Source organism: Bradyrhizobium sp. SZCCHNS1022 (genome assembly GCF_032484835.1).
Lineage (GTDB): Bacteria > Pseudomonadota > Alphaproteobacteria > Rhizobiales > Xanthobacteraceae > Bradyrhizobium.
Genome location: NZ_JAUETT010000003.1, coordinates 508,916 through 531,399 on the forward strand (window position 1 = coordinate 508,916; position 22,484 = coordinate 531,399).

Genomic DNA, 22,484 nt, shown 5'->3' on the forward strand with positions numbered 1-22,484 from the left:
ATCAGGGTCTTGCCCACGTCCCGTTTGCGGGCTCGCTGACATGTGTGCGATGTGGAATTCTTCACAGCAAACAGCACTTCTCCTGTGGCGCTTGTGCTCCGTCAGATGGACCCGCAAGGGAGCACAGCAACGGAGTTCGCCCTTGCCGAGCCATTCTGTCGTCGATCATGGCGCACCTTACTCGGCAGCCTCGGCAATGGGCTTTGCCATCGCTTGCTCGTTGACGTTGGTCGGATGCAACCGGAATCCTTTGACCAGCCCGAAGATCGCCGGGATCACGATCAGCGTCAGCAAGGTCGACGAGATCATGCCGCCGATCATCGGCACGGCGATGCGCTGCATGATCTCCGATCCCGTTCCTGTGCTCCACATGATCGGCAGAAGGCCGGCCATGATCGCGACGACTGTCATCATCTTCGGACGGACCCGCTCGACGGCGCCCTCCATGATGGCGTCGTAAAGGTCCTCACGCGTCAGGCGGCGGCCTTCTTCCGCACGCCGCTTCACCCTCATCTCGGCGAGGGCGTGATTGAGGTAAATCAGCATGATCACGCCAGTCTCGGCGGCGACGCCGGCGAGCGCGATGAACCCAACCGCCACCGCGACCGAGAGATTGAAGCCGAGCCACCACATCATCCAGATGCCGCCGACCAGCGCAAACGGCAGCGACAGCATCACGATCAAAGTCTCGGTCAGCGACCTGAAGTTCAGGTACAGCAGCAGGAAGATAATGGTCAGCGTCACCGGGACCACGATCTTCAGGCGGGCAGCGGCACGTTGCAGATATTCGTACTGGCCGCTCCAGATCACGTAATAGCCCGCTGGAAACTGGATGCTCTCGGTCACGGCGCGTTGCGCGTCGGCCACGTAGCTTCCGACGTCGCGATCGCGAATATCGACATAAACGTAGGTCGCGAGCTGTCCGTTCTCGGTGCGGATCGAGGTGGGGCCGCGGGCCGGCTCGACTTTTGCGACCTCGCCGAGCGGCACGGCGCCGCCGGTGGGCATCGGCACCAGGATGTCGCCGGCGATGGCCTTCGGATTGTCGCGGAGATCCCGCGGATAGCGCATGTTCACCGTGAACCGCTGCCGCCCCTCGACCGTCGTGGTGACCGTCTGGCCGCCGAGCGCCGCAGCGATCGTGTCCTGCACGTCCTGGATCAGGATGCCGTAGCGGGCGAGCGCCTCGCGATCCGGGGTGATCTCCAGGTAGTATCCGCCGATGCCGCGTTCGGCATAGGCCGAAGAGGTCCCAGGAACCGTCTTGATGACGCGCTCGATCTGCTTGGCCAGCCGATCGATTTCGACGAGGTCGGTGCCCATGACCTTGATGCCGACGGGCGTGCGGATACCGGTGGAGAGCATGTCGATGCGCGCCCTGATCGGCATGGTCCAGGCGTTCGACACGCCGGGAAACTGCAGCGCCTTGTCCATCTCGGCAATGAGGCCGTCGACGGTGACGCCAGGCCGCCACTGCTCTTTCGGCTTCAGGTTGACCACGGTCTCGAACATCTCGGTCGGCGCCGGATCGGTCGCGGTCGCCGCCCGGCCGGCCTTGCCGTAGACCGAGGCGACCTCCGGGACCGACTTGATGATGCGGTCCTGCATCTGCATCAGGTCGGCCGCCTTCGTGACGGAGATGCCGGGCAGCGTGGTCGGCATGTAGAGCAGCGTGCCTTCATTCAACGTCGGCATGAACTCGGTGCCGAGCTGGCGGGCCGGCCAGATCGTGACCGCGAGGAGCGCTACGGCAGCGAGAATGACCAAGGTCTTGGCCCGCAGCACGCCCTTGATCACGGGGCGGTAGATCCAGATCAGGAAGCGATTGATGAAGTTCTTGTGCTCGGGGACGATCCTTCCACGAACGAAGATCACCATCAGCGCCGGCACCAGCGTCACGGACAAGAGAGCCGCCGCGGCCATCGAGAAGGTCTTGGTGAAGGCGAGCGGGCTGAACAGCCGGCCCTCCTGCGCTTCCAAGGTGAAGATCGGCATGAAGGAGACGGTGATGATGAGCAGACTGAAGAACAGCGCCGGCCCGACCTCCGAGGCCGCATCGATCAGGATCTGGACTCGCGATTGCTCGGGCTTGGCCCGCTCGAGATGCTTGTGGGCGTTCTCGATCATGACGATCGCGGCGTCCACCATGGCGCCGATTGCGATCGCGATGCCGCCGAGACTCATGATGTTGGAGCCGAGCCCCAGCAGCTTCATGGCGCCGAACGCCATCAGCACGCCGACGGGAAGCATCAGGATCGCCACCAGCGCGCTGCGGACGTGCAGCAGGAACACCACGCAGACCAGCGCGACGACGAAGCTCTCCTCCACGAGCGTGTGCTTGAGCGTGTCGATGGCAGCATAGATCAGGTTGGAGCGATCGTAGACCGGGACGATCTCGACCGATTTCGGCAGGCTGCTCGCGATCTCCTTGAAGCGCTTCTTGACGTTCTCGATCACATCGAGCGCGTTCACGCCGAAGCGCTGCAGCACGATGCCGCTCGCGACCTCACCCTCGCCGTTCAGCTCGGCGATGCCGCGCCGCTCGTCGGGACCGAGCTCGACGCGCGCGACGTCGCGCAACAGCACCGGCGTGCCACCGGAGGTCTTCAGCACGATGTTGCCGAGATCGTTGATGCTCCTGAGGTAGCCCTTGCCGCGAATGACATATTCGAATTCCGAGAGCTCGACGGTGCGCCCGCCGACATCGGCGTTGCTGGCGCGAATGGCCTCCCGGATCTTCTGCATGCTGATGCCGCGATCGCGCATCCGCTGCGGATCGAGGACCACGTTGTATTGCTTGACGAAGCCACCGATGCTGGCGACCTCGGCGACGCCTTCGGCCTTGGCCAGCGCGAATTTCAAGTTCCAGTCCTGGATCGTGCGCGTGTCGGCCAGGTTCAACTCTTTCGAGATCACGGCATACTGGTAGACCCAGCCGACGCCGGTGGCATCGGGGCCGATCGTGGGCGTGACGCCAGCCGGCAATCTGGACGCCGCGCTGTTGAGAAATTCCATCACACGCGAACGCGCCCAATAGATGTCGGTGCCATCCTCAAAGATGACGTAGACGAAGGACACGCCGAAAAAGGAGAAGCCGCGCACGACCTTGGACTTCGGCACGGTCAACATCGCCGTCGTCAGCGGATACGTGACCTGATCTTCAATGACCTGCGGTGCCTGGCCCGGGTATTCGGTGTAGACAATGACCTGGGTGTCGGAGAGGTCCGGAATTGCATCCAATGGGAGGTGCACGAGCGCATAGAGGCCGGCAGCGGCCGCAAAGCCGGTGCCGAACAGCACCAGCAGCAGGTTGCGCGCGGACCAGGCGATGATGCGGGCGATCATTGCTGGTCTCCCTTGTTCTTCATGCCGTTCATGTCGCTCGACGGAACTGTTGCCCGCGGCGCGTCCGCTTCGGAAAAGCTCTTCAACGCCGCCTTCAAGTTGCTTTCGGCGTCGATCAGGAAGTTCGCCGAGGTGACCACCGCTTCACCTGCGGAAAGGCCGTCCCGCACCTCGATGTAGCCGCCGCCGCGGCGACCGAGCTTCACCTGCCGCGGCTCATACCGGCCTTCGCTCTTGTCGACGAGGACGACCTGGCGCGTACCGGTGTCGAGCACCGAACTGTCGGCTACGGCCAGGACGGGCGCGGCATCGGCGGTGTCGATATCGGCATCGACGTACATGTCCGGCAGCAGTGCGAAGTCCGGATTGGCCAGTTCGACCCGGACGCGAGCGGTCCGCGTATCGCGGTTCACTTGGGGATAGATGACCGAAATTTTTCCTGAGAAGGTCCGGCCGGGAAAACTGCGCGCCCGAATCGCAACCGGCTGTCCCACCGCGATGCTGCCCAAGTCCCGTTCGGCCACATCGATCAAAGCCCAGACGACTGATATGTCCGCGATCCGAAACAGCACATCGCCCGGATTGGCCCGCATGCCTTCGACCGCGTTGCGTTCGAGCACGATCCCGTCGCGGGGCGCCGACCACTGCACCGTGACGGGCGCAACGTGGGACTTCTCCATCGTTGCGATGACCGGTTCCGGAACATCCAGATTGGTCAAGCGCTGGCGGGAGCCGCGGCCGTAGGACTCGATGCCGCCCACGATCTTCGAGTTGATGGTGGAAAGATACTCCGCTGCCGCGGCGGCAATGGCCGAACTGTAGATTTCCATCAGCGGCTGGCCCGCCTTGACGCGGGTGCCGGTGGTCACGTCGGCCACCTTCTGGACGAAGCTTTCGGAGCGCATCGCGATCACCGACACACGCCGCTCATCCAGCTGGACGGTGCCCGGCGCCCTGATCGAGACGCTGATCGCGCGTCGCTCGACGGGCTCGGACTTCACACCGGTGCGCTGGATCTTGCCCGGCGAAAGCTTGACGGCACTGTCATCGGTGTCGTCACCTTCATAGACCGGGACGTAGTTCATCCCCATTGGGTCCTTCTTGGGGATGGGGGACGTGTCCGGCAGGCCCATAGGGTTGCGGTAGTAGAGAATTTTGCGCGACGAATCCGCCTGCTGCTTCGGCTTGGCGGGCTCGGAAGAGCCCTCGTCCTCATCATAGACCGGCAGATAGTCACGGCCATCGCTGTCCTTCTTCGGACCGGCTGACCAGAACGGCGCCCCGCTTGGATCACGGTAGTAGAGCGCGGGCCTCTCGGCGGCGACGGCCGGCGGTGCGAGATGCGAGCCTAACGGCCAAAGGGATTTTTGTGACGTCCAATATCCGCCTGCGGCCAGGCCGATGCCGAGCGCAAATGCCGTCAGGAGTCGAATCGTGGTCATGGCGTTTACCTGCTGATCGTGAATGAGGGCCGCAATCGAAGCGGGAGCTCTGTTGAAAAGCAGAGCTCCCGGACCTCACTTGTTTGCCTTGATCACGACCTTGCCGCTCACGGTCTCCACCTCGCCCTGCACTTTCGCAGAGAGGCTCAGCTGATAGCGTCCGGCCATCGGCAGATCCGTCTTGAACGCGTAGACACCAGGCTCATTCGCCGGCAGGGGCACGACGGGCGATTCCATTTCCGCCATTCCGTCCGGCGCCATGTCGACGCGCGTACGGATGATCACCGCATCCGATACCGGCTTTCCTGTCACCTTGTTGGTCAGGCGCACGGCAACCGTGACGTCATCGCCCTTTTTCGTTTCAGCATTGACCGGCTCGAAGGTGTAGTCGCTTGCCGCTGCGAAGGCTGCGGTGCCGGCAAGCGTCATCGTCGCAGCGAGCGCCGCGATTCGCGTGAACTTCGAAATCATAACTTTCTCCTCATGGATCTGATCTCCGTCGCGCCGCAAAGCGGTACGCACGGCAAGCGTCGTTACGCGCGAGCCCAAGGATCACGCGCAGCTTGTTTTGGGAGAGGATCAGACTCGAGGAGGTCGGAAGGGCGGACTGCTGCTGTGCAGAGCGAGAACCTGGTCCTCCGGAATCGGAAGCGGATGACCCGCACCCATTGGAGAATCAAAGTGGAAAGCAGCAGCAACGGCGAGGCTCACGGCTTGGATCGCGCAAAATGCCATCGGGCATTGACCGTTCGACTGGTCGCAGGGCTTGGCCTTGGCGTGATGCGGACAGCATTCATCCATTGCGCCGGACATGTCGGAGGCCATGACGGTATCCTTTGCCGTCGCCTCCGTGGTAGCTTGCGGCGTCGATTGGACGACCGGCGTAGCCCTCACCGCTGCCGGCAGCATTGCCACCGACAGGGCGATCATCAAGGCCATCATCGTTCGAACCAGACGCATTGCGGTCCACCTGCCCACTCATATCGTATGCGCGGAGCATAATCTCAAGCTTTTAGACTATGCATGCCTATGCGTAAAGCATCACTTGGGTCGTTGATCTGGCTCAACTTCCCAATGCACGCGCAAAGGCGGCGCCCTGCAAAAAACACCATTCGCTGAACGACAGATCGGACTGGCACTCGGTGAGTGCCGACAAGGTCAAGAGTCGCCGTTACTTGGAAAGACCCGGCGCCATTGTGCCGAGGAGACTCTCGATCGCGATGATCATTGCTCCCAACACCTGTTCGCCTAGCACGTGTTTGCACAACTTCCGGAGTGGCGCGTCGCCCCGCTCTGCCGAGGCGGCAGGCCCCAAGCCCCTGACAGCTGGAACCAGCGAAAACCGGTTCGCCATCGCAAGTGTGAGCATTCCGCCGAACAACAGAAGCTTCGCAAGCAGGACCTGGCCATAGGCGGTTGTCAGCAGGTTGGGGACCGAGCCAACCAAATACCAGCTATTGACGAGCCCAGTTCCGACAAGCGTCGTGACTGCGAGGTACCCCTTGTTCGAAAATCTGAGGAGCACACTGATCGTCGGCCATTCCTCGTCGGGCGTTTTGCTTCGGCGCATTTCTCGATGCCGTCCGCAAACCAATGCGCCAGATTCGCGACGCAATCGGGACGACCACAATTCATCCCAACCTGTTCACCGTGGCCGAGCGCCTGTATTGTGAAGATATACTAACCGCGAGGACACCAACGCGACCATCATGACCCATCGAAGAGCGGGATGACGATCGAGCAAATCCCGCGCGATACCGGCCATAGCAGTAGGATGGTTCGCGGACAGACCGAGGAGATCACCCGGCTCAAACTCCTAGAGCCAAAAAATATACAATCGTTGGAAAATCTAGCTGCTCCAAGCCAGACTAACTAATCGGCGCTGCACCAAGATTGCTCAAGAGCCAATATTGCAGGCGGAATGACAACCTGGTGTCCGTCGTCAGAATTCTGCTCAGCTCAGCTTCCAGGTCCAAATCGAGGAGGCGCAACCTCGATCAGCGTGCCCTGTTGGCCCGGCGGCCGGTTGTCCGTTCGAAAGCCCGCGAGGGGACCGGAGCGGTGAGGATGGCACTTGTGTTACCCGCTTCCGGCTCAAAGCGCATTCGGAATCATTTCCGCGACCGATCCATCGTGAACAAAGCCCAGGGCCGATTCGGCGCGCGTATCCAGCGCGGGATAGCGACCGAAAACCGCCTCGATGCGTGGGTCGGGATCGAACGTTACGCGTGCGGTACGCTCGGGGCCATACAGCTCAGCCAATCCGTTCACGACTTCGGCGATCGAGAGGCGAAGCGCCGGGAGTTGCAGAGTGCCGCAAGTGTCGATAGCGCCGGCGGTGATGAGATTGTCAACTGCGGTCTTGGTGGAGAGCCACCAGGCAGTGGCTGCCGGCGATACCGGACAGACATACTTTTCTGCCGCGGAGACCGCATGCAGCAGCTCGCTCATGAAGGCCGATCCAAAGCCGCTCACCGGTCTCGGGCGCGCGACGATGCCGGGCAGCCGCAGCGAAATCCCAGACATATCTCCGCGCCGGGTGTGATCGGCGAGTGCAATCTCTACCATCCGCTTGTGCGCGCCGTAAGTAATGGCCGGCCGCGCCTCCGTGTGCGAGGTCACCGGCTCCCCGGAGAGCGCGCCGTACACAGCGATGCTGCTCGCGTAGACGACGCGCGGGCGGTTTCGTACCTTCGCAAGCGATTGCAGGAGATCGAGCGACGCATCGAGATTGACGCAGCGACCGAGCGCCGGCTCCACCTCGGCGCGACCGCCGGGAATGCTGGCGAGATGAAACACCAGATCGAACGAGGTACGGCCAAGTTGATCCAGCACGGCGCGATCGTCAAGGCCACCCCTGATCCAGCGCAGGCGAGGGCCGGAGGCCCAGGACGGCTGCGCCGTGAGATCGAGCGCGGTGACCTCGGCTTCGTCCGAGTCCCTCAGCAAACGACCCAGCAAGGCGCCGCCCACAAAGCCCGCAGCGCCCGTGATGAGAATGCGCATCGGTTCAACCCGGCATCTCGCCAGATGCGCAAACAACCTGCTGATCGATGCGTCCAAATGGACCGGGCCTGCCGTCGCCGAGACAGGCCTCCATCGTCACGCGCTCACCGAAGCGCAGAAATGGCGTCCGTGCCTCGCCAAGATCGATCATTTCGATCGCCCTGCGTTCGGCAAGACAGCTCGACCCGGCAGCGCGGTCGGCATTCGAGACCGTTCCCGATCCGATGATCGTCCCCGCCGTCAGCCGACGGGTCCGCGCAGCATGGGCGATCAGTTGCGGAAAGGAGAACGCCATCTCGAGGCCCGACGCCGCACCGATCCGCTCGCCATTGCGCCAGACATGCAGAGCCATGTCGAGACGGCCGTCACGCCAGGCGTGGCCAACGTCGTCCGGCGTGACGGCGATCGGCGCAAAGCTGGTGGACGGCTTGGCCTGCAGGAAGCCGAAGCCGGTGCGAACCTCGCGCGCGCCGACCGCACGCAGGCTCCAATCGTTGATCTGAACCAGCAGCCGGATCCGTCGCGCGGCCTCTTCGGCGGAAACGGCCATGGGCACCTCGTCCACGACCACGCCGAACTCGCCTTCGAAATCGATGCCGTCGGCCTCAGCGACGAACGGGACGTCGGCCTGCGGCCCGAGGAAATCGTCGCTCGCCCCCTGGTACATCACCGGGATCGTCTCGAAGTCGGGGATCGGCGGCTTGTTGAAGGCTACGTCCATCAGCCGTCCATGATTCAGGAAGGCCGAGCCGTCGCACCATTGCGGCGCGCGCGGCAGCGGTGCCAGACATCGCGCAGGATCGAACGGGAAGACATTTCCAGCCGATCCATCCTCGAGCCGATCGGCGAGACGGCGGAGCGGTGCCTCTGCTTCCTGCCAATGGCGGAGCGCAGTCAAGAGGTCCGGCGCGATCCCACTCGCGTCGATCGCACGCGCTTGATCGTTGGAGATAATGACCAGGCCACCATCGATGCTGCCGTTCTGATATGTCGCGAGCTTCATCAGCCGGCCTTGGTCGGGTTGGCTTCGGGACCGAACTTGCCGTCGACCAGAATGAACAGCATGCGGCAGGGCTTGTCGCTGCGATTGGCCCAGGCGTGGTTGGTGCCGCGCTGAATCACGACGTCGCCCGCCTTCAGATCAGCGGTACCCTTGTCGAGCACCAGCGTGATCTCGCCGGAGATGACGATGCCGTAGTCGATGGTCTCGGTCCGATGCATCAGCGGGTGCGGCGACTCCGTCGTCACCGTCGAGGCATGCGGATCACCGATCTGACTGAAGGCGGCTTTCATCCGGGTCGCACCGTTGTGGAGAAAATCCTCAGTATCCGGCGGAATGTCGACAAAACGGATACGGCTGCCATGGGCCGGCGGCGGCAGCCGGAGCTGCCCGACGGTCGGATCCGGACCATTGTCGATGAGTGCCGGCGTCGCCTGTGTGCTCCAGACCTCGTGGAAGAACGTGCCGGGGATCGCGGCCAGCTCGGTGACGGTCGGCAATCCGCCGTCCGATGAGATCACGGCGGCGCCCTGCTCATCATGGCCGGTGACAACGCGGCGAATCTGCGGAAGGGTCATGCGGGGAGTCTCCTGATCAGGCGATTTCGAGGGAAGCGGCAGCAGCCGGGCCGCGCGCGGCAAACACACGTGAGAACATCACGACCGCGACTGATGAGATGATGACGGTGCCGAGGCCGAGCGCCGGATAGCCGAACAGTTGCACCAGTGTCCCGCCGAGAATGGGACCGATAGCGGCACCGGTCATCAGCATGGCGGGCGTACCGGCGAGTGCCCGCGCAGTGGGATCGAGGCGCGACAGCAGCCCGAACGCAAAGGTGTGGGTGAAGATCATCACCGCGGCGAAGATCGCCGTCGGAATGGCATACGCCAGGAAGCCGGAGCCGAAGGTGATCGTCACCGCGATCAGCGCCTGGAACACCGGCCCTGCCGGCAGAACGTATCGGGCCGGCAATCGCTTCTCCAGAACCGCGGCCAGCGGCGCCGGCAGCAGATTGACGAAACCGAGCGCAATGAGAACGCCGGTGACCGCCTCCGGGCCGAAGCCACGATCGCTGCCTATGCGCTCGATGAAGCTGAACAGCATCGCCTGCGTCAGGGCCATGCAGCTGATGCCGGCAATCCCGAACCACACCGCGCGAGGGAGATGGCTGACATCGGCCATGAGATCCTCGTCACTGCGCACCATGCCCTTTGGAAAGGACAGCGCTGCCGCCAGCGCGGCAACCGCCATGACGCCGGCGAACACAAGGAACAGCGCGGATCCCCCGAACGTCGCCACGAGATTGGGTGTCACGCCGAGGAAGAGAATTGCGAAGACCCCGAGCGCCATGCCGACGATGGCGAACACACGGTGAGGGTTGGCGCTGCGTGCGATCGTGCCGTGGGTGAAGCTCAGGCCGCAAGCCGCCGTCGCACCGGCGAGGGCATGCAGGATCGCGAGCAGCGAAAATTCCGACGTACGGCTCGCTGCGAGGAACACGAGCGCGGCAACGGCAAAGCCCCCGACCGTGGCCAGACGAGCGTTCAACCGGTTGAAACGAGGTGCAAAGAACAGGCTGCTGAGGACGGCGCCCAGCAGGAACAACGTTGCCAGCATGCCGGCCTGCTGCGGGCTGAACCTGTAGCGCTCGATCAGCGCGCCGACCCAGACCGGCAGCGCTACGAGGTCGACCATCCCGGCGCAATGCGCGATCATCAGGGCTGTTCGCCCCCGCCATGTTTCCGTCGTCACCGTCACTTGTTCCTCCCCTTTTCTGCTGTTCTTGTCGTTCAGATCGGCTGCACCAGAGCCATCACCGACTCCCGCATGATCCGCGTGTGTTCGGTCTTGTCGCCATTCTCCATCTCGATCCGGCAAAGCTGTGCGGAGTTCTCGATCACCATGCGGCAGCGATCCCAGCGGCGCAGATGGAAGCGGTCGAACGCCTCCTGCAAGGCCGCCGCACGCGCGAGCTCTTCGGCCAGGACGATTCCGCTCTCGATGCCGATGCCCGCCCCGGAGGCGAGATGCGGCGTAGTCGCAGCGACGGTGTCGCCGATCAGAATGACCCGTCCGCGATTCCACGGCGCGGGCACGAGCAGATTCGCCAGCGGCCGGTAGTCGATCGCAGCCTCCGCGGCGAGCAGATTGGCGCGTTGTGCTGCGAGCACGGGATCGCTGAAGGGGGCCAGCAGATCCGCGAGCATCTGTGGCCATACCGCACGATCGACCTGAAGCTTTTCGGGCCGCGCTTCGGTCACGAACAAATACATATGGCTTGGTGAGACCGGATTGACGCCGGCCTTGACTGCGCCACCCAGCCACATGCGCGGCCGCACGATATCGAACGGCCGCGGCAGCACCGCGCGCCAAACGCCCTGCCCGATATATTGCGGCGGCCTAACCTCCGGAAACAGTAGCGCCCTGGTCTTCGAGTGAACGCCGTCGGCGGCCACGACGAGATCGTAGCGTCCGGTCGTGCCATCGCTGAAGGTGACCTCGACATTACTCTCGTGCTGGGCGATGTGGGTATAGGTGCATCCGACCCTGACGTTGACGCCGCTGAGTAGCGTCGCATCGGCGAGGATGCGCCCGAGCTCCGGCCGCATGATCCCGCCGCCGCCGGGCACGTCGGATCCTGCCACCTTGGGCGTAGGAATCTCGCCGATCCGATGACCTGACGGCGTAAACAGATCGACGCCATCAGACGTGTAGCCGCGCTTGGTGAACTCCGCGAACACGCCGATCGCCTCCAACGCGCGCAAGGTCGGCCCGCTGACGGTGATGCCCGCCCCTTCCGGACGCCAGTTGCGATCGATCTCGACGAGATCGACATCGATGCCAGCCTTGCGCATCTGGATCGACGCGGCCATGCCGGAAAAGCCGCCGCCGATCGTCAGCACCCTGCTCACCACTGCCATGGCGCCTTCTTCCCCTCTGCAGTCCGCCCTTGCAGGCGTGTTATGACTTCGCCAACAGCTCGCCGTCGGCATCGACGATGAGCCCAACCCGGGTCAGCCGCTCACCGCGACAGGGCCCCTGCACGCACAGCCCGGTGTCGGGCATGAATTCGGCACCGTGCGCATGACAGACGATGCGCGTGCCGTCGGCATTGAGATACGCATCCCTGCGCCAAGCCATCGGTGCGCCGTCGACATGCGGACAGGCATTGCGCCAGCCGTGAAGCTGTCCGCGGCATCGCACGACGAACAGGCTGTCCTGTCCCTCATCGTCCGGATCGAAGCCGCGCGACTGAGCTTCGCCGATCTCGTCCGAACGGCACAACCGCACCCACTCTGCCGATCCGGCTTCACGCGTAATCGCCATTCTCGGAAATTCCAGGGCCGGGGTACCATTTCTTGCGCATCTTCATCAGGAAGGTCTGCGAATTGTCGGCAGACGCCGTCGCCTCGCGCGGCTGCCAGCTCGCATCATGCTGGTCCATGTCGGCATCCATCTCGACGTGGCAGCCGAACGGACTGTTGAAGTACCAGAACCAGTTCGACCCCAGGATATGCCGGCCAGGGCCCCAGAACGCCTGATAGCCCTTCTCGACGAAGCGATAACCGTTGGTGATCATTTCCGAGGGGCCGCCGAAATGGAAGGTGAAGTGCTCGACCCCGTGCATCTGCGGAGGCGCCCCGATGAGGAAATGGGTGTGGTGGTCGAGCGAGCCGCCGGGCTGCAGGAACGGCCCGGTGCCGGTGAATCGGTCGGTGCAGCGGAAGCCGAGCCGGTTGACGTAGAAGGCCTCGGCCTTCACCACATCTGGCACGAAGTAGACGACATGGGACAGCGTGCGCGGGCGGACCACGCTACCCGGCGGCGGGACGCCGAGGCTGTTGACTGGCCGGAAGACCACGCCGCCGGGAGCATTCGAGATCTCACCCGGGAGGATGAAGGGCCGGCGCACCGTCCGCTGAAAGCCGATCACGAATCCCGCATCGTCGATCGATTCGATCGATCCATCCGCAAAACGACGGACCTCGCGATCACGCCGCAACTCGGCGGCAATCGCACCGAGCGTCGCATCGTCGGCGACGCCCATCACGGTCTTGCGCAGACGGCAGCCGGGAACGGGGCCCGGCGGCAGAGCCGGATCATCATGCCGCGCGATCACCACCGCCGTCCCGTCGATCGCCTCGAAGCGCCCGCCGCGGTCAGACACATCGACGGGCGTCAGCCCGTAATCGACCAGGAAGCGTGCTGCGCCGGCCACGTCATCGACACCGAATATCAGGCTGTCCAGTCCGACAATTCTCATCACTCTCCTCCCGCCTGCAGCTCAGGCGACATGCCCGTTCAACGTCTCCGCGACCCAGTCCGCGATGTAGTGGCCGGCATTGATGCTGTTGTCGAAGCTCGCATGCTGGGAGCCACCTTCGCGGTCGGTGAAGATCTTCAGCTCACGCTTGGGCGAATTGATCAGCTGCTCATAGGTCCGTTCGGCCCAATGTAGCGGGATCTGCGAGTCCTTCTCGCCATGGGTCACCAGGAAAGGCACCCTGATGCGGTCGAGTATGCCATTGAGATGGACCTGTTCGGCGATCCGCAGGAAGTCGTCCTGATCCTTTGCGCCCCACACCCAGCGCACATGCGCCCAATAATGCGGGACCGGGAAATTACCTTCCTTCTGCAGGCGCATTTTCTGCACCTCGCGCCAATCATGATTGGCGCCCCACGCCACCCCGCAGGCGAAGCGCGGCTCGAAGGCCACGGCGCGGGGGCAGTAGTAGCCGCCGAGCGAGACTCCCTCGAGGCCGATCCGCTTCGGGTCGACATCGCTGCGGGTTTCCAGCCAGTCGACCACACGCGATGCCCAATGCTCGGTGTCGTAGCGTGCGGGAAGCCCCTGCAGCCGCAGCGCCTCACCCGATCCCGGCTGATCGATCACGAGAGACGACACGCCTCGGCGGGCAAGCCAGGCGGGGAGGCCGACGCGGTATTTCATCTCCTTGGTCGAATCCAGGCCGTTGACCTGCACCAGCAGCGGCACCGGTCCGTCGCGGCCTTCCGCGCGGACGAGAAGACCTGCAATGTGAGTACCCTCGTAGGGGATTTCGACGCGCTCGCAGTTCTCCCGCGCCAGCGCGATTCCCTTGGCAAAGACATCGAGGCACTTCTGGTAGAGCGCCAGCCGTCCCGGCGCATCGTGCGCCTGCAGACGCTCGCAGGTAATCAGATAGCTCGCCGCCCGCCCGTACTTCTCGCCAGCCGACAGTAGCCGGCCCCTCCCTTCGTCCTCGGCCGCCAGCTCGCAGAGCTTGTCCGCCATCCGCGCCCAGGTTTCGCGAAAAGCCTGCGTGCCGCTCGCGTCGGGCTGTCGTGCCGCCTCCTGCAGCGGCGCGCACATCTCCTCGATCTCGCCGATCCGGGCGCCCATCTCGATCGCGAGATCGACCGAGAGATTCCAGACATAATTGGTCGGAAAATATTTGAACATGGCTCCACTCGCGGCGCTGAGGCGTCACGCGCCTTTGGACGTTCTTCCCAAAATCTGGATTAGCCTCGTTTGACCATTTCGAAAAATTGATTATCAAGATCGTTCGCATTGATTGTCTGAATACATCCAGCGAGGCCGGCGATGCGCTTCAACAACAAGTTCGACCTCAATCTTCTGGTGGCGCTCGATCATCTCTTGCACCTACGCAGCGTCAGTGGCGCTGCCGCGCGGATGAACATGACGCAATCGGCAATGAGCAACGCCCTGCTGCGCCTGCGCACCTATTTCGACGACGAACTCCTGGTAAAGATCGGCCGCAAGATGGAGCTCACCCCCCGAGCCGAGGTGCTTAAGGACTCGATCAGAGACCTTCTGGTGCGGGTCGACTGGGCTATCGCCTCGTCCGCACAGTTCGATCCGGCTCAATCGGATCGCTGCTTCAAGATCCTGGCGTCGGACTACACGCTGGTTACGATGATCCCGCGCTTGATGGCACGCACCGAAGCGCTTGCGCCCGGAATCCGCTTCGATTTCATCCAGCAGGTCCAGCGTCCCGAGCGTGCGCTCGAGCGCGGCGATGTCGACCTTCTCATCATCCCGGAGGAATTCAGCTCGAAGCTGCATCCGTCGGAACTGATTTTCGAAGACGACTTCTGCGTCATCGCGTGGAGCAAGGGAAGGTATGGCAAGGGAAAGCTGTCACGCCAGGAGTTCGCCAGGGCGTCACACGTCGTGATGCGGCCGGCGGCTACGGCCCAATCGCTGGAGAGCTACTATCTGGAGCAGCGCAACATGAGCCGCAGCGAGGATGTTTCAGTCTATGCTTTCACCGCGATCCCGCATCTCGTCGCCGGCACAAACCGGATTGCGACCGTGCACCGGCGGCTTGCGGTCGCCGCGCAGCGGAGCCTCCCCATCCGCATCATCGAGCTGCCGGTCTCATTGCCTGCCCTGCGGCAGCGCGTGCAATGGCACCGCTACCGCTCCAACGACGCAGGTCTCTTATGGCTGCGCGATCTGATGCGCGAAGTCGTCGCCGAGTTACCCTGATGGCAGTCGATCAGCCGCGGTCAAGAAGGAACGGCCGTGCGTCGCGCGACCGTTTCCGCCCAGAGGCGATGGATCAAGGCTGGCGACTCAGTGTTTGACCGGCCCGGCTCCGGGCGGCGGCGCCGGCACCCAGATGGGGAAAGCCAGATTGGCCCAGACCGTATCGCCGCGGCTGCCGTTCTCGACGTAGAACGTATGCTGGTAGTTGATGTTGATCTGATAGGGCCCCGCATTGTAGGTCAGCGACGGGCCTGCATTGATGGACCGGAGGCGGTTTCCGTCCTGCACGCCGGCGAAGTTGAACGCCTTCATGCCGTTGACCTTGTCGTCCTGGTACTGATGCGTATAGCCGCCGACCACTCCGAATTTCCAGGCGCCGATATTGTAGCCCGCGGCGAAGTCGACGACGAGCGCATCGCCGCTCCGGTACTGCTGGGTCAGTTGCGTAAAGGCGTTGACTGAGTCTGTGTTGGTGTTGTTCAGCAGCAGACGCGGCGAAACGGCGACCTCTAATCCTTTCGGATCGGCATAGCGATAAGCCAGCACCGGCGAGATCGTGGTATAATTGGTACCGACATTCAGCGGCTGCCGCACCGAATAGGTGCCGATATTCGGCATGATGTCGAGGCCGAGGGTGAAGCTCTGCATAGGCGACACCCAGTTCAGGATGATCGGCGAAAAGGTCGGGTTGGCAAAGCCGTTGGCCTGGAACGATCCTCCCGGATTGGAGCTTTCGAGGTGAACATAGGGCACGACCAGCTGAGAATAGATGTGCGCGCCGAAGAAATCGCCGGGATAGCTGGCGAGAAACCGCATTGTCTCCGATACGGCAGAGAGCTTGAAGTTGATCGGCAGCTTGTTGCCCTGTCCGTCATACAAGCCGTTCGAACTGGTGTAGTTGGTCTGACTGATCGCAAACAGACCCGGAATCGGCGGAAATGCGGAGATGAACACCCCGGGCGAGCCCGCCGGGTAGTTCGTAGTCCCGTTCTCGGCGGCCCACGCGCCCCGGATCAGTCCGACCATTATCAATGCTACGGACACGGGCCGCATCAGTCCTGTTCTCATGGATCCCCCCTTTTTAGCGGCGCGTTCTTCTTCGAAACGAGCTTGCGCCCGTCGACCTTCGTCCTGGCGACGCGCCCGCGCCGTCCGATCGCGTCATTGATGAGCGATCGCGGAACATTCGTAAAATTGATCGTTTTGATCTTAGATATTGACCGCCTCGATGCCTCACTGAAGCGTACCGATCGGCGAAGGCACTGGAGCTAAGGCGAGACGTCAGCGATGAACGGCGAGGAGATCCGGCGCATCAGCACGATTGTGCTGTGGCCGCATGGGCCCATGAAGCCGGATGCTCTGCTGGACGCGTCGATCTTCAAAGCAAAGACACTCCCGCAGCATCGGCTTGGGGCAGTATCTATGTCTTGGTTGCGGGGACCTGCAACCATCTCAAATCGCTGCTCGAAGCAGCGGGTCGAACGGCTTTGCCGAGTGCCGTTCCGAGCGGAGCAGTCTCAGGGACGTCCCCTATTGATTGGAAGCCGGCTAGAAGGTTGGACCTCCCAACATAACGGAGATAACTCTTCCACATCAGTGAGGCCGCCAGCCTACTCCCCGGCAAACGCACCATCGATGCCAAATGGACAATCCTGCATTTGGCAATCTCTCATCGGCGGATGGCAGCAAGGGTCCTCTACGCGCTAAACTCAGCACTTTGAAAACGCTGTTTTCCTATTGAAGGGTAGCCTAGCCCAGGAGCGGGCGTCTGGATCCCATTGCGGTTTGTGGGGCATCGGGGATCGTCTGGAAATGGCTGAATGCGAGGGCCGATGGCGTTAGTCTCTCCCGAAGACCGCAGGCTGAACTTACAGGGTCCTCCCAAGGATTTGTACCAGCTTGCAGGGTCCGTAAGGAGGTAGGGCCCTGTGCCACAACAGATCAGGAGCCGGATTGGCGGACCCAACCCCGATCACAGACTATTTCGTGCCGAGATTACCAGTTGTCGATGCTTGGACAGCACGACAGGCCGGCGTGCGTACACGAATCCGTCTCTGGACGGCAACTTCCGCCTTCATCTCACCACTGCCTGGCCGGGGTACTGCCGCAGCAGCGAGCATGCGACCGCTATAGCTCGAATAACTTCTTCTCGGTGCGATGGAGGCACGCACCCGGCCCTCCCGGGCCAATGAGATAATTGTCGCAGATCACGGCGAAAATCGCGTCGGTCTCATATCCTGGATGCACGGCCAAATTCATGCCGGCGGCGATCGCCATGGTCTCGTCGCGACGGATCAGCGGCCGTTCCACCATATCGTAGCCCTGGCTGTGGGCATAGAGCCTCACCTCGGGCGGAAGGCCGCGGGTGGTCATGTAGTCGTCGTGGGCCGCGGCAATAGACCGGGCCGATGTTCCCGGCTTGAGCAGCGACAACGTATGGTCTTGAGCCGCCTTAACCGCCGCGAAGCCATCGCGCAGCTCCGCGCTGGCCTTGCCCAGCACCAAGGTGCGCGCAATCTCGCAAAAGAAGCCGCCGGGCCCGTTGACCTCGATCAGCAGCGACAGATGATCGCCCTCGGCCAAGGTGCGGCCCTGGAAGTGCCGGCCCATGAAGGGCGAGCGAATGCCGATCTTGGCGGAGGCGCCCAGAAAGATGCCCTGCTCGCTGCCGAGCTGCTGGGCCTTCATCTGCGCGGCCGAGGTGATGTCGATATCACGCAGTCCGGGACGAATGACGCGGCAGACATGCGCGAACACCTCATCCTGCTGCGCCGCGGTGCGTCGGATCAAGCCCTGCTCCTCCTCGCTCTTGATCGCCTTGATCGCATCGATCTCCTCCGTGACGTCGACGATCTCGATATTGGCAAGCCCAGCGCGCAGCGCCTCGCTGAACCCGGCGAGAACCCCCCCGGCATTGGCGAGCCCGACCCGCCGCACATTCCGCGCCTGCAGATCCGCCACGGCCAAATCGGCGTCATAGCGCACCGTATAATCGATCGACGGAAATGACGGTGTCGTCAGGATGGTACCGACACCGCGGTGGATCGGGTCTTCACCCTTGAGCGAACGCCGACCGTTGAAGACGCCCATTTCGATCACGGTCATGAGGTCGTCGGCATAGAACAAGACCGTCCGCGGATAGCCGTTGTTGGCCGGAATGTCGGTCAGCCACTTGACGTTTCCGCCGAGCCAATCATTGGTGGCCTGCACGATGACGACGTCGATGCCGTGCTGCTTCAACGCGGCCCGCATCGCGGCCCAGCGCCGAGAGAGTTCCGCATCGCTGATGCGGACCGGAATTCGTTCGTGCACGCTCATGCGGCAGCTCCAGCTCGACCTGATATGATCCGATTGCGCATCCGCGCATGATCGCCCGCCGCAAACGCCCTCACGTTCTCCATCACAAGCGGTAGCAGCTGCTCTTCATAGCAGTCGCTCATGCCGCCGAGATGCGGCGTGATCAGCACATTGTCCAGCTGCCAGAGGGCGCTGGTGGCAGGCAACGGCTCGACATCGAATACGTCAAGACCTGCCCCGGCGAATGTCCGCCGCTGCAGCCGGTCGATCAGCGCGGCCTCATCCACGACCGGCCCGCGCGCCAGATTGATCAGGAAGCCGTGGGATGGCAGCGCGTCCAGCACCGTCCCGTCGATCAGGTGCCGCGTCTCGGGCGTATAAGCTGCAAGCACGATCAGGAAATCGGCCTCCCGCGCGGTGCGCACCAGTTCGCCGCGGGGACGAACAGCGTCAAATCCACGTCCCTCGCCGCGCGCGTCGCTGATGCCGATCACGCGCACGCCGAATGCCTGGCAGCGCACCGCCAGATCCTCGCTGATCGCCCCGACCCCGACCAGCACGGCGGTCTTTCCGAGCAGGAGACGCTGCGGCCAACGCTCCCATGCTGCGCGATGCTGGTTGTCGACCATCCGCGGCAGTCCCCGCCCCAACGCGAGCATGTGCATGAACGCCATCTCCGACATCTGAGGCCCGTGGATGCCGCGCGCCGAGGTGACGAGGATGTGGTTCGGCAGGCCAAGCGCCAGCAATGGATCGACCCCGGTGGTGAAGGCTTGGATCCATTGCAGCCGCGGGGTGGCCGCAACGAGCCCAGGCGTGATCGACTGCGCGAGTCCCATCAGCACCCGGGCCGAGGCTGCGTGCGCGAGCACCGCCGATGCCGACCCTCCGGCATGGATGATGACCTCCGGACAAGTTTCGGCGAGGCGCGCCGCAAGCCGTGGCACGTCCTGCGTGATTACGACGATCTCGAGAGGACGATCAGCCATACAGGACCCTCGGCAGCCAGAGTGCGAGTTCGGGAAAGATCAGGAGCAGAGCAAGCAGCAGGAAAGGCGCAATCAGGAACGGCAGAATGCCGCGATAGATTGCGCCGAGGCCGATATCCGGCACCTGCGCCTGGATCACGAACAGGTTCATCCCAACCGGCGGATGGATCAGGCCGAGCTCGACCACGATCACCACGATGATCGAGAACCACACCGGGTCGTAGCCATATTGCGTGACCAGCGGCAGAAACACCGGCACCGTGATCAGAACCATGCCGATGCCTTCGAGGAAGCAGCCGATCACGACATAAGCGACTATGATGATGCCCATCACCGCAAGGCCGGGCAGATGCAGCGATTGGGCGGTCGTGGCGAGCAGCTGTGGCAATTGCGTCTGAACGACGAAGCTCGCGAAATAGGTCGCGCCGATGATGATGGCGAACAGCAAGGCCGAGGTCGATACCGCGCCCTCGACCGCCTGAAACAGCTGGGCTGCCGACAGCCTGCGGCCGATCACGCCGAGCACGATCGCGCCGAACGCACCGAGCGCAGCGGCTTCGGTCGGACTGAAAATGCCGCCATAAATGCCGCCAATGGTCAGCGTGAACAGCAGCAGGAATTGCCAGGGCTGGCGTAGCGCGCCGAGACGCTCGCGCCAGCCGACGGGCTTGCCGAGCGGGGCGAGCTTTGGGTTCAGCTTCGCCGCAAGCAGCGCCAGCGCGACATAGGACACGGTGAGGATAATCGCCGGAAACAGCGCAGCCGCGAACAGCTTTGGCACCGACTGCTCGGCGATGGCGCCGTAGATCACCAGGATGATCGATGGCGGCACCAGAATGCCGATCGATCCCCCCGCCGCGATCGCACCGGCGGCAAGACCGTCATCGTAGCTCGCCTCGCGCATTTCCGGCAACGCAATGCGCGACATGGTGGCCGCGGTCGCAATCGATGAGCCGCAGACCGCACCGAAGCAGGCGGAGGCCCCGATCGCCGCGACCGCGAGACCGCCGCGCACGCCCGACAGCAGCAGGCGCGCGGCATTGAATAGATCCGCCGATAGCCGCGTGCTCGAAGCGACATCGCCCATCAGGATGAACAGCGGAATCACCGACAGTGCATAGGAATTGGCGACGTCGAACGGCGTCGTGCCGAGCGTCGTGAAAGCTGCGGCCCAGCCATTGATGACGGTGTTGCCGGTGAGGCCGACGATGAGCAGTGCCGCCCAGACCGGAACGCGCAGGAACAAAAGCGCAAACAGCGCGAGAACGCCGATCGCACCGATCCACTGGACACTCATGCCCCCTCCCCGCCTTCGGCATGAGAGATCCTGCGCGAGGCCGGTACTGGCCGCACCAAGGGTCCGAGCGCGCACAGCAGCGTGCCGATCAGGCCGACGATCGCAAAGATCCAGAGCACCCAGAGCTGCAGACCCAGCTCCAGCTTGCGATCACCGTAATCATAGGCCTGCAGGGCGGGCGCGATCATCGCCGCGGTGACAACGATGAGAAGCGCGAGCGAGATCACGTCGGAGAGGCGGACCAGCACGCGCTCGACGCGTGAGCTGACCAGGGAATCGACGATATCGATCACGATGTTCTTGCGCGCAAAGAAACTCGCCGACATCCCATGAAAGACGAAAACGACGAGGCACGCCTCGACGATGTCGTAGGCCCCGCGGATCGAGCGGTTGAAGAGAAAGCGCAAAGTCACGTCGACGCATGTGCTGAGCATCATGATGACGAGCGCGATCATTGCGAGCCGGACTTGAGCTGTTTTCAGACGGGCGGTGAAGGTTTCAAGTGGCGCGGCGGCCATGTTGATATCCTATCGCAGCACACCGCCGGGTTTTCGGCAGGCGTCAGGTGGCTTCCGCTTTAGGCGGTGTAGGCGTCGAGAAACGCTTTGCCCGGCTTGCCTGCCTTCTCGAGCTCGCCGAGGGCCTTGTTGCGCAGCGGCGCAAGAATCTCCTTCACGCGGGAGAGCTCAGCATCGGCGAATTGCGAGATCTGCACGCCCTTGCCGGCCATGTACGCACGACCGGCCTTTTCGCTGGCGTCGAAGGCAGCTCCGAAGCGCTCGGCCATCGCGGGCCCCGTGGTCTTGTCGATCAGCTGTTGCAGTTCGGCCGGCAGTGATTTGAACTTGTTTGGATTCATGGCCACCGCGAAGGTCGCGGTGCTGACACCCGGCTCCAGTGAATATTTGATCACGGTACCCAGATCAAAGCTTTGGCACGCTTCGTAGGGAAATGTCGCGGCATCAATGATGCCCTTGGAGAGGCTGTCTGCGGTTTCGGCCGGAGGCACGGCGAGCGGCGTTGCACCGAGCAGCGGAATGATCTGCGCGAACTGCTCGCCGGCATAGCGGACCCGCAAGCCCTTGAAATCTTCGAGCTTGGCAACGGGACGCTTGCTGGTGTGGACCATGAGCGGATTGGTCACCGCCATCCACAACACCTTCATGCCCTGATGTTCCGGATAGAGGTAGGTCGGCGCCAATTCTGTGAGCCTACGCGAGGTGACGGCGCTGTTGTTGCCTGCCTTCGGCGCCGAGTAAGGCAACGCCACCAGATCTGCCGTTGGGAAACGGCCGGGCGTTGCGCCATGGAGACCGACCGCGATGTCCACGACGCCGTTGCGCACGAGATCGAATTGGCGGTTCACCGGACCGAGCTGGGAGGCCGGGAAGATGTTGAGCGTCAGCTGCCCTTGCGACTGCTCGGTGAGGCTCTCGCCCCATTTTGTCAGCTCGCGGTGAAACGTGTGATTGGGCGGCAGATAATGCGAGACTTTCAGACCGATCGGCTCGGCCCTGGCGGACCGTGAGCCGACCATCCCGACCGCAGCTCCCGAGATGGCCCCAAGCAGAGCCGACCGACGTGTGATCATGGCGTTTCCTCCTGCCCTCATGCG

Annotated in this window: 20 protein-coding genes; 1 reads left to right on the forward strand and 19 read right to left on the reverse strand. The window is 63.1% G+C overall.

All coding sequences use genetic code 11. The annotated features are described in order from the left end of the window. Positions 1 to 177: 177 nt before the first annotated feature. From QX071_RS22015 to QX071_RS22075, 13 genes are all read right to left on the reverse strand, one after another. The gene (locus tag QX071_RS22015) at positions 178 to 3,345 is read right to left on the reverse strand and encodes an efflux RND transporter permease subunit (RefSeq protein ID WP_315704770.1); all 3,168 of its coding nucleotides are present in this window, start codon (positions 3,343 to 3,345) and stop codon (positions 178 to 180) included. Beyond that, positions 3,342 to 4,787 carry an efflux RND transporter periplasmic adaptor subunit gene (locus tag QX071_RS22020; RefSeq protein ID WP_315704771.1) on the reverse strand — a complete coding sequence of 482 codons (1,446 nt, stop codon included), beginning with the start codon at positions 4,785 to 4,787 and terminating at the stop codon, positions 3,342 to 3,344. The genes QX071_RS22015 and QX071_RS22020 overlap by 4 nt, the downstream gene beginning before the upstream one ends. Positions 4,788 to 4,862: 75 nt before the next feature. Then, a complete protein-coding gene (locus QX071_RS22025) occupies positions 4,863 to 5,258 on the reverse strand; it encodes a FixH family protein (protein ID WP_315704772.1) in 396 nt (131 codons plus the stop codon). A gap of 108 nt (positions 5,259 to 5,366) precedes the next feature. Beyond that, positions 5,367 to 5,717 carry a hypothetical protein gene (locus QX071_RS22030; protein WP_315704773.1) on the reverse strand — a complete coding sequence of 117 codons (351 nt, stop codon included), beginning with the start codon at positions 5,715 to 5,717 and terminating at the stop codon, positions 5,367 to 5,369. 241 nt (positions 5,718 to 5,958) lie between these two features. Then, on the reverse strand, positions 5,959 to 6,357 hold the full coding sequence (locus QX071_RS22035; RefSeq protein WP_315704774.1) for a CopD family protein: 399 nt from the start codon (positions 6,355 to 6,357) through the stop codon (positions 5,959 to 5,961). A 524-nt stretch (positions 6,358 to 6,881) separates the two neighbouring features. Then, positions 6,882 to 7,793: an NAD-dependent epimerase/dehydratase family protein gene (locus QX071_RS22040; protein WP_315704775.1), complete on the reverse strand. Its 912-nt coding sequence runs from the start codon at positions 7,791 to 7,793 to the stop codon at positions 6,882 to 6,884. Between the two features lie 4 nt (positions 7,794 to 7,797). Continuing rightward, positions 7,798 to 8,796, reverse strand: a complete 999-nt coding sequence (locus QX071_RS22045) for a fumarylacetoacetate hydrolase family protein (RefSeq protein WP_315704776.1) — start codon at positions 8,794 to 8,796, stop codon at positions 7,798 to 7,800. Then, the gene (locus QX071_RS22050; RefSeq protein ID WP_315704777.1) at positions 8,796 to 9,371 is read right to left on the reverse strand and encodes a cupin domain-containing protein; all 576 of its coding nucleotides are present in this window, start codon (positions 9,369 to 9,371) and stop codon (positions 8,796 to 8,798) included. The genes QX071_RS22045 and QX071_RS22050 overlap by 1 nt, the downstream gene beginning before the upstream one ends. Before the next feature lie 16 nt (positions 9,372 to 9,387). Then, entirely contained in the window at positions 9,388 to 10,545 is a 1,158-nt protein-coding gene (locus QX071_RS22055) for an MFS transporter (RefSeq protein ID WP_315704970.1), read from the reverse strand. A 38-nt stretch (positions 10,546 to 10,583) separates the two neighbouring features. Continuing rightward, a complete protein-coding gene (locus QX071_RS22060) occupies positions 10,584 to 11,714 on the reverse strand; it encodes an FAD-dependent oxidoreductase (protein WP_315704778.1) in 1,131 nt (376 codons plus the stop codon). Between the two features lie 40 nt (positions 11,715 to 11,754). Then, positions 11,755 to 12,120 (reverse strand): Rieske (2Fe-2S) protein, encoded by a 366-nt coding sequence (locus tag QX071_RS22065; RefSeq protein WP_315704779.1) that lies wholly within the window; start codon positions 12,118 to 12,120, stop codon positions 11,755 to 11,757. Beyond that, positions 12,104 to 13,057 carry a VOC family protein gene (locus QX071_RS22070; RefSeq protein WP_315704780.1) on the reverse strand — a complete coding sequence of 318 codons (954 nt, stop codon included), beginning with the start codon at positions 13,055 to 13,057 and terminating at the stop codon, positions 12,104 to 12,106. Before QX071_RS22070 ends, QX071_RS22065 begins: the two co-directional genes overlap by 17 nt. 21 nt (positions 13,058 to 13,078) lie before the next feature. Further along, entirely contained in the window at positions 13,079 to 14,236 is a 1,158-nt protein-coding gene (locus tag QX071_RS22075; protein ID WP_315704781.1) for an alpha/beta hydrolase family protein, read from the reverse strand. A 141-nt stretch (positions 14,237 to 14,377) separates the two neighbouring features. On the opposite strand from QX071_RS22075, the gene QX071_RS22080 reads away from it, so the two are divergent. Next, positions 14,378 to 15,286 carry a LysR family transcriptional regulator gene (locus QX071_RS22080; RefSeq protein ID WP_315704782.1) on the forward strand — a complete coding sequence of 303 codons (909 nt, stop codon included), beginning with the start codon at positions 14,378 to 14,380 and terminating at the stop codon, positions 15,284 to 15,286. An 87-nt stretch (positions 15,287 to 15,373) separates the two neighbouring features. Here the strand turns inward: QX071_RS22080 and QX071_RS22085 are convergent, their stop codons facing one another. The 6 genes from QX071_RS22085 to QX071_RS22110 form a co-directional block, all read right to left on the reverse strand. Then, positions 15,374 to 16,354, reverse strand: a complete 981-nt coding sequence (locus QX071_RS22085) for a transporter (protein ID WP_409997625.1) — start codon at positions 16,352 to 16,354, stop codon at positions 15,374 to 15,376. Positions 16,355 to 17,413: 1,059 nt separating this feature from the next. Then, the gene (locus QX071_RS22090) at positions 17,414 to 18,604 is read right to left on the reverse strand and encodes a M24 family metallopeptidase (RefSeq protein WP_315704783.1); all 1,191 of its coding nucleotides are present in this window, start codon (positions 18,602 to 18,604) and stop codon (positions 17,414 to 17,416) included. Beyond that, positions 18,601 to 19,572, reverse strand: a complete 972-nt coding sequence (locus QX071_RS22095; protein WP_315704784.1) for a D-2-hydroxyacid dehydrogenase — start codon at positions 19,570 to 19,572, stop codon at positions 18,601 to 18,603. The genes QX071_RS22090 and QX071_RS22095 overlap by 4 nt, the downstream gene beginning before the upstream one ends. Continuing rightward, complete coding sequence (locus QX071_RS22100) at positions 19,565 to 20,869, reverse strand: TRAP transporter large permease (protein WP_315704785.1); 1,305 nt, start codon at positions 20,867 to 20,869, stop codon at positions 19,565 to 19,567. Before QX071_RS22100 ends, QX071_RS22095 begins: the two co-directional genes overlap by 8 nt. Continuing rightward, complete coding sequence (locus tag QX071_RS22105) at positions 20,866 to 21,387, reverse strand: TRAP transporter small permease (RefSeq protein ID WP_315704786.1); 522 nt, start codon at positions 21,385 to 21,387, stop codon at positions 20,866 to 20,868. Before QX071_RS22105 ends, QX071_RS22100 begins: the two co-directional genes overlap by 4 nt. A gap of 59 nt (positions 21,388 to 21,446) precedes the next feature. After that, the gene (locus QX071_RS22110) at positions 21,447 to 22,460 is read right to left on the reverse strand and encodes a TRAP transporter substrate-binding protein (protein ID WP_315704787.1); all 1,014 of its coding nucleotides are present in this window, start codon (positions 22,458 to 22,460) and stop codon (positions 21,447 to 21,449) included. Between the last annotated feature and the right edge of the window lie 24 nt (positions 22,461 to 22,484).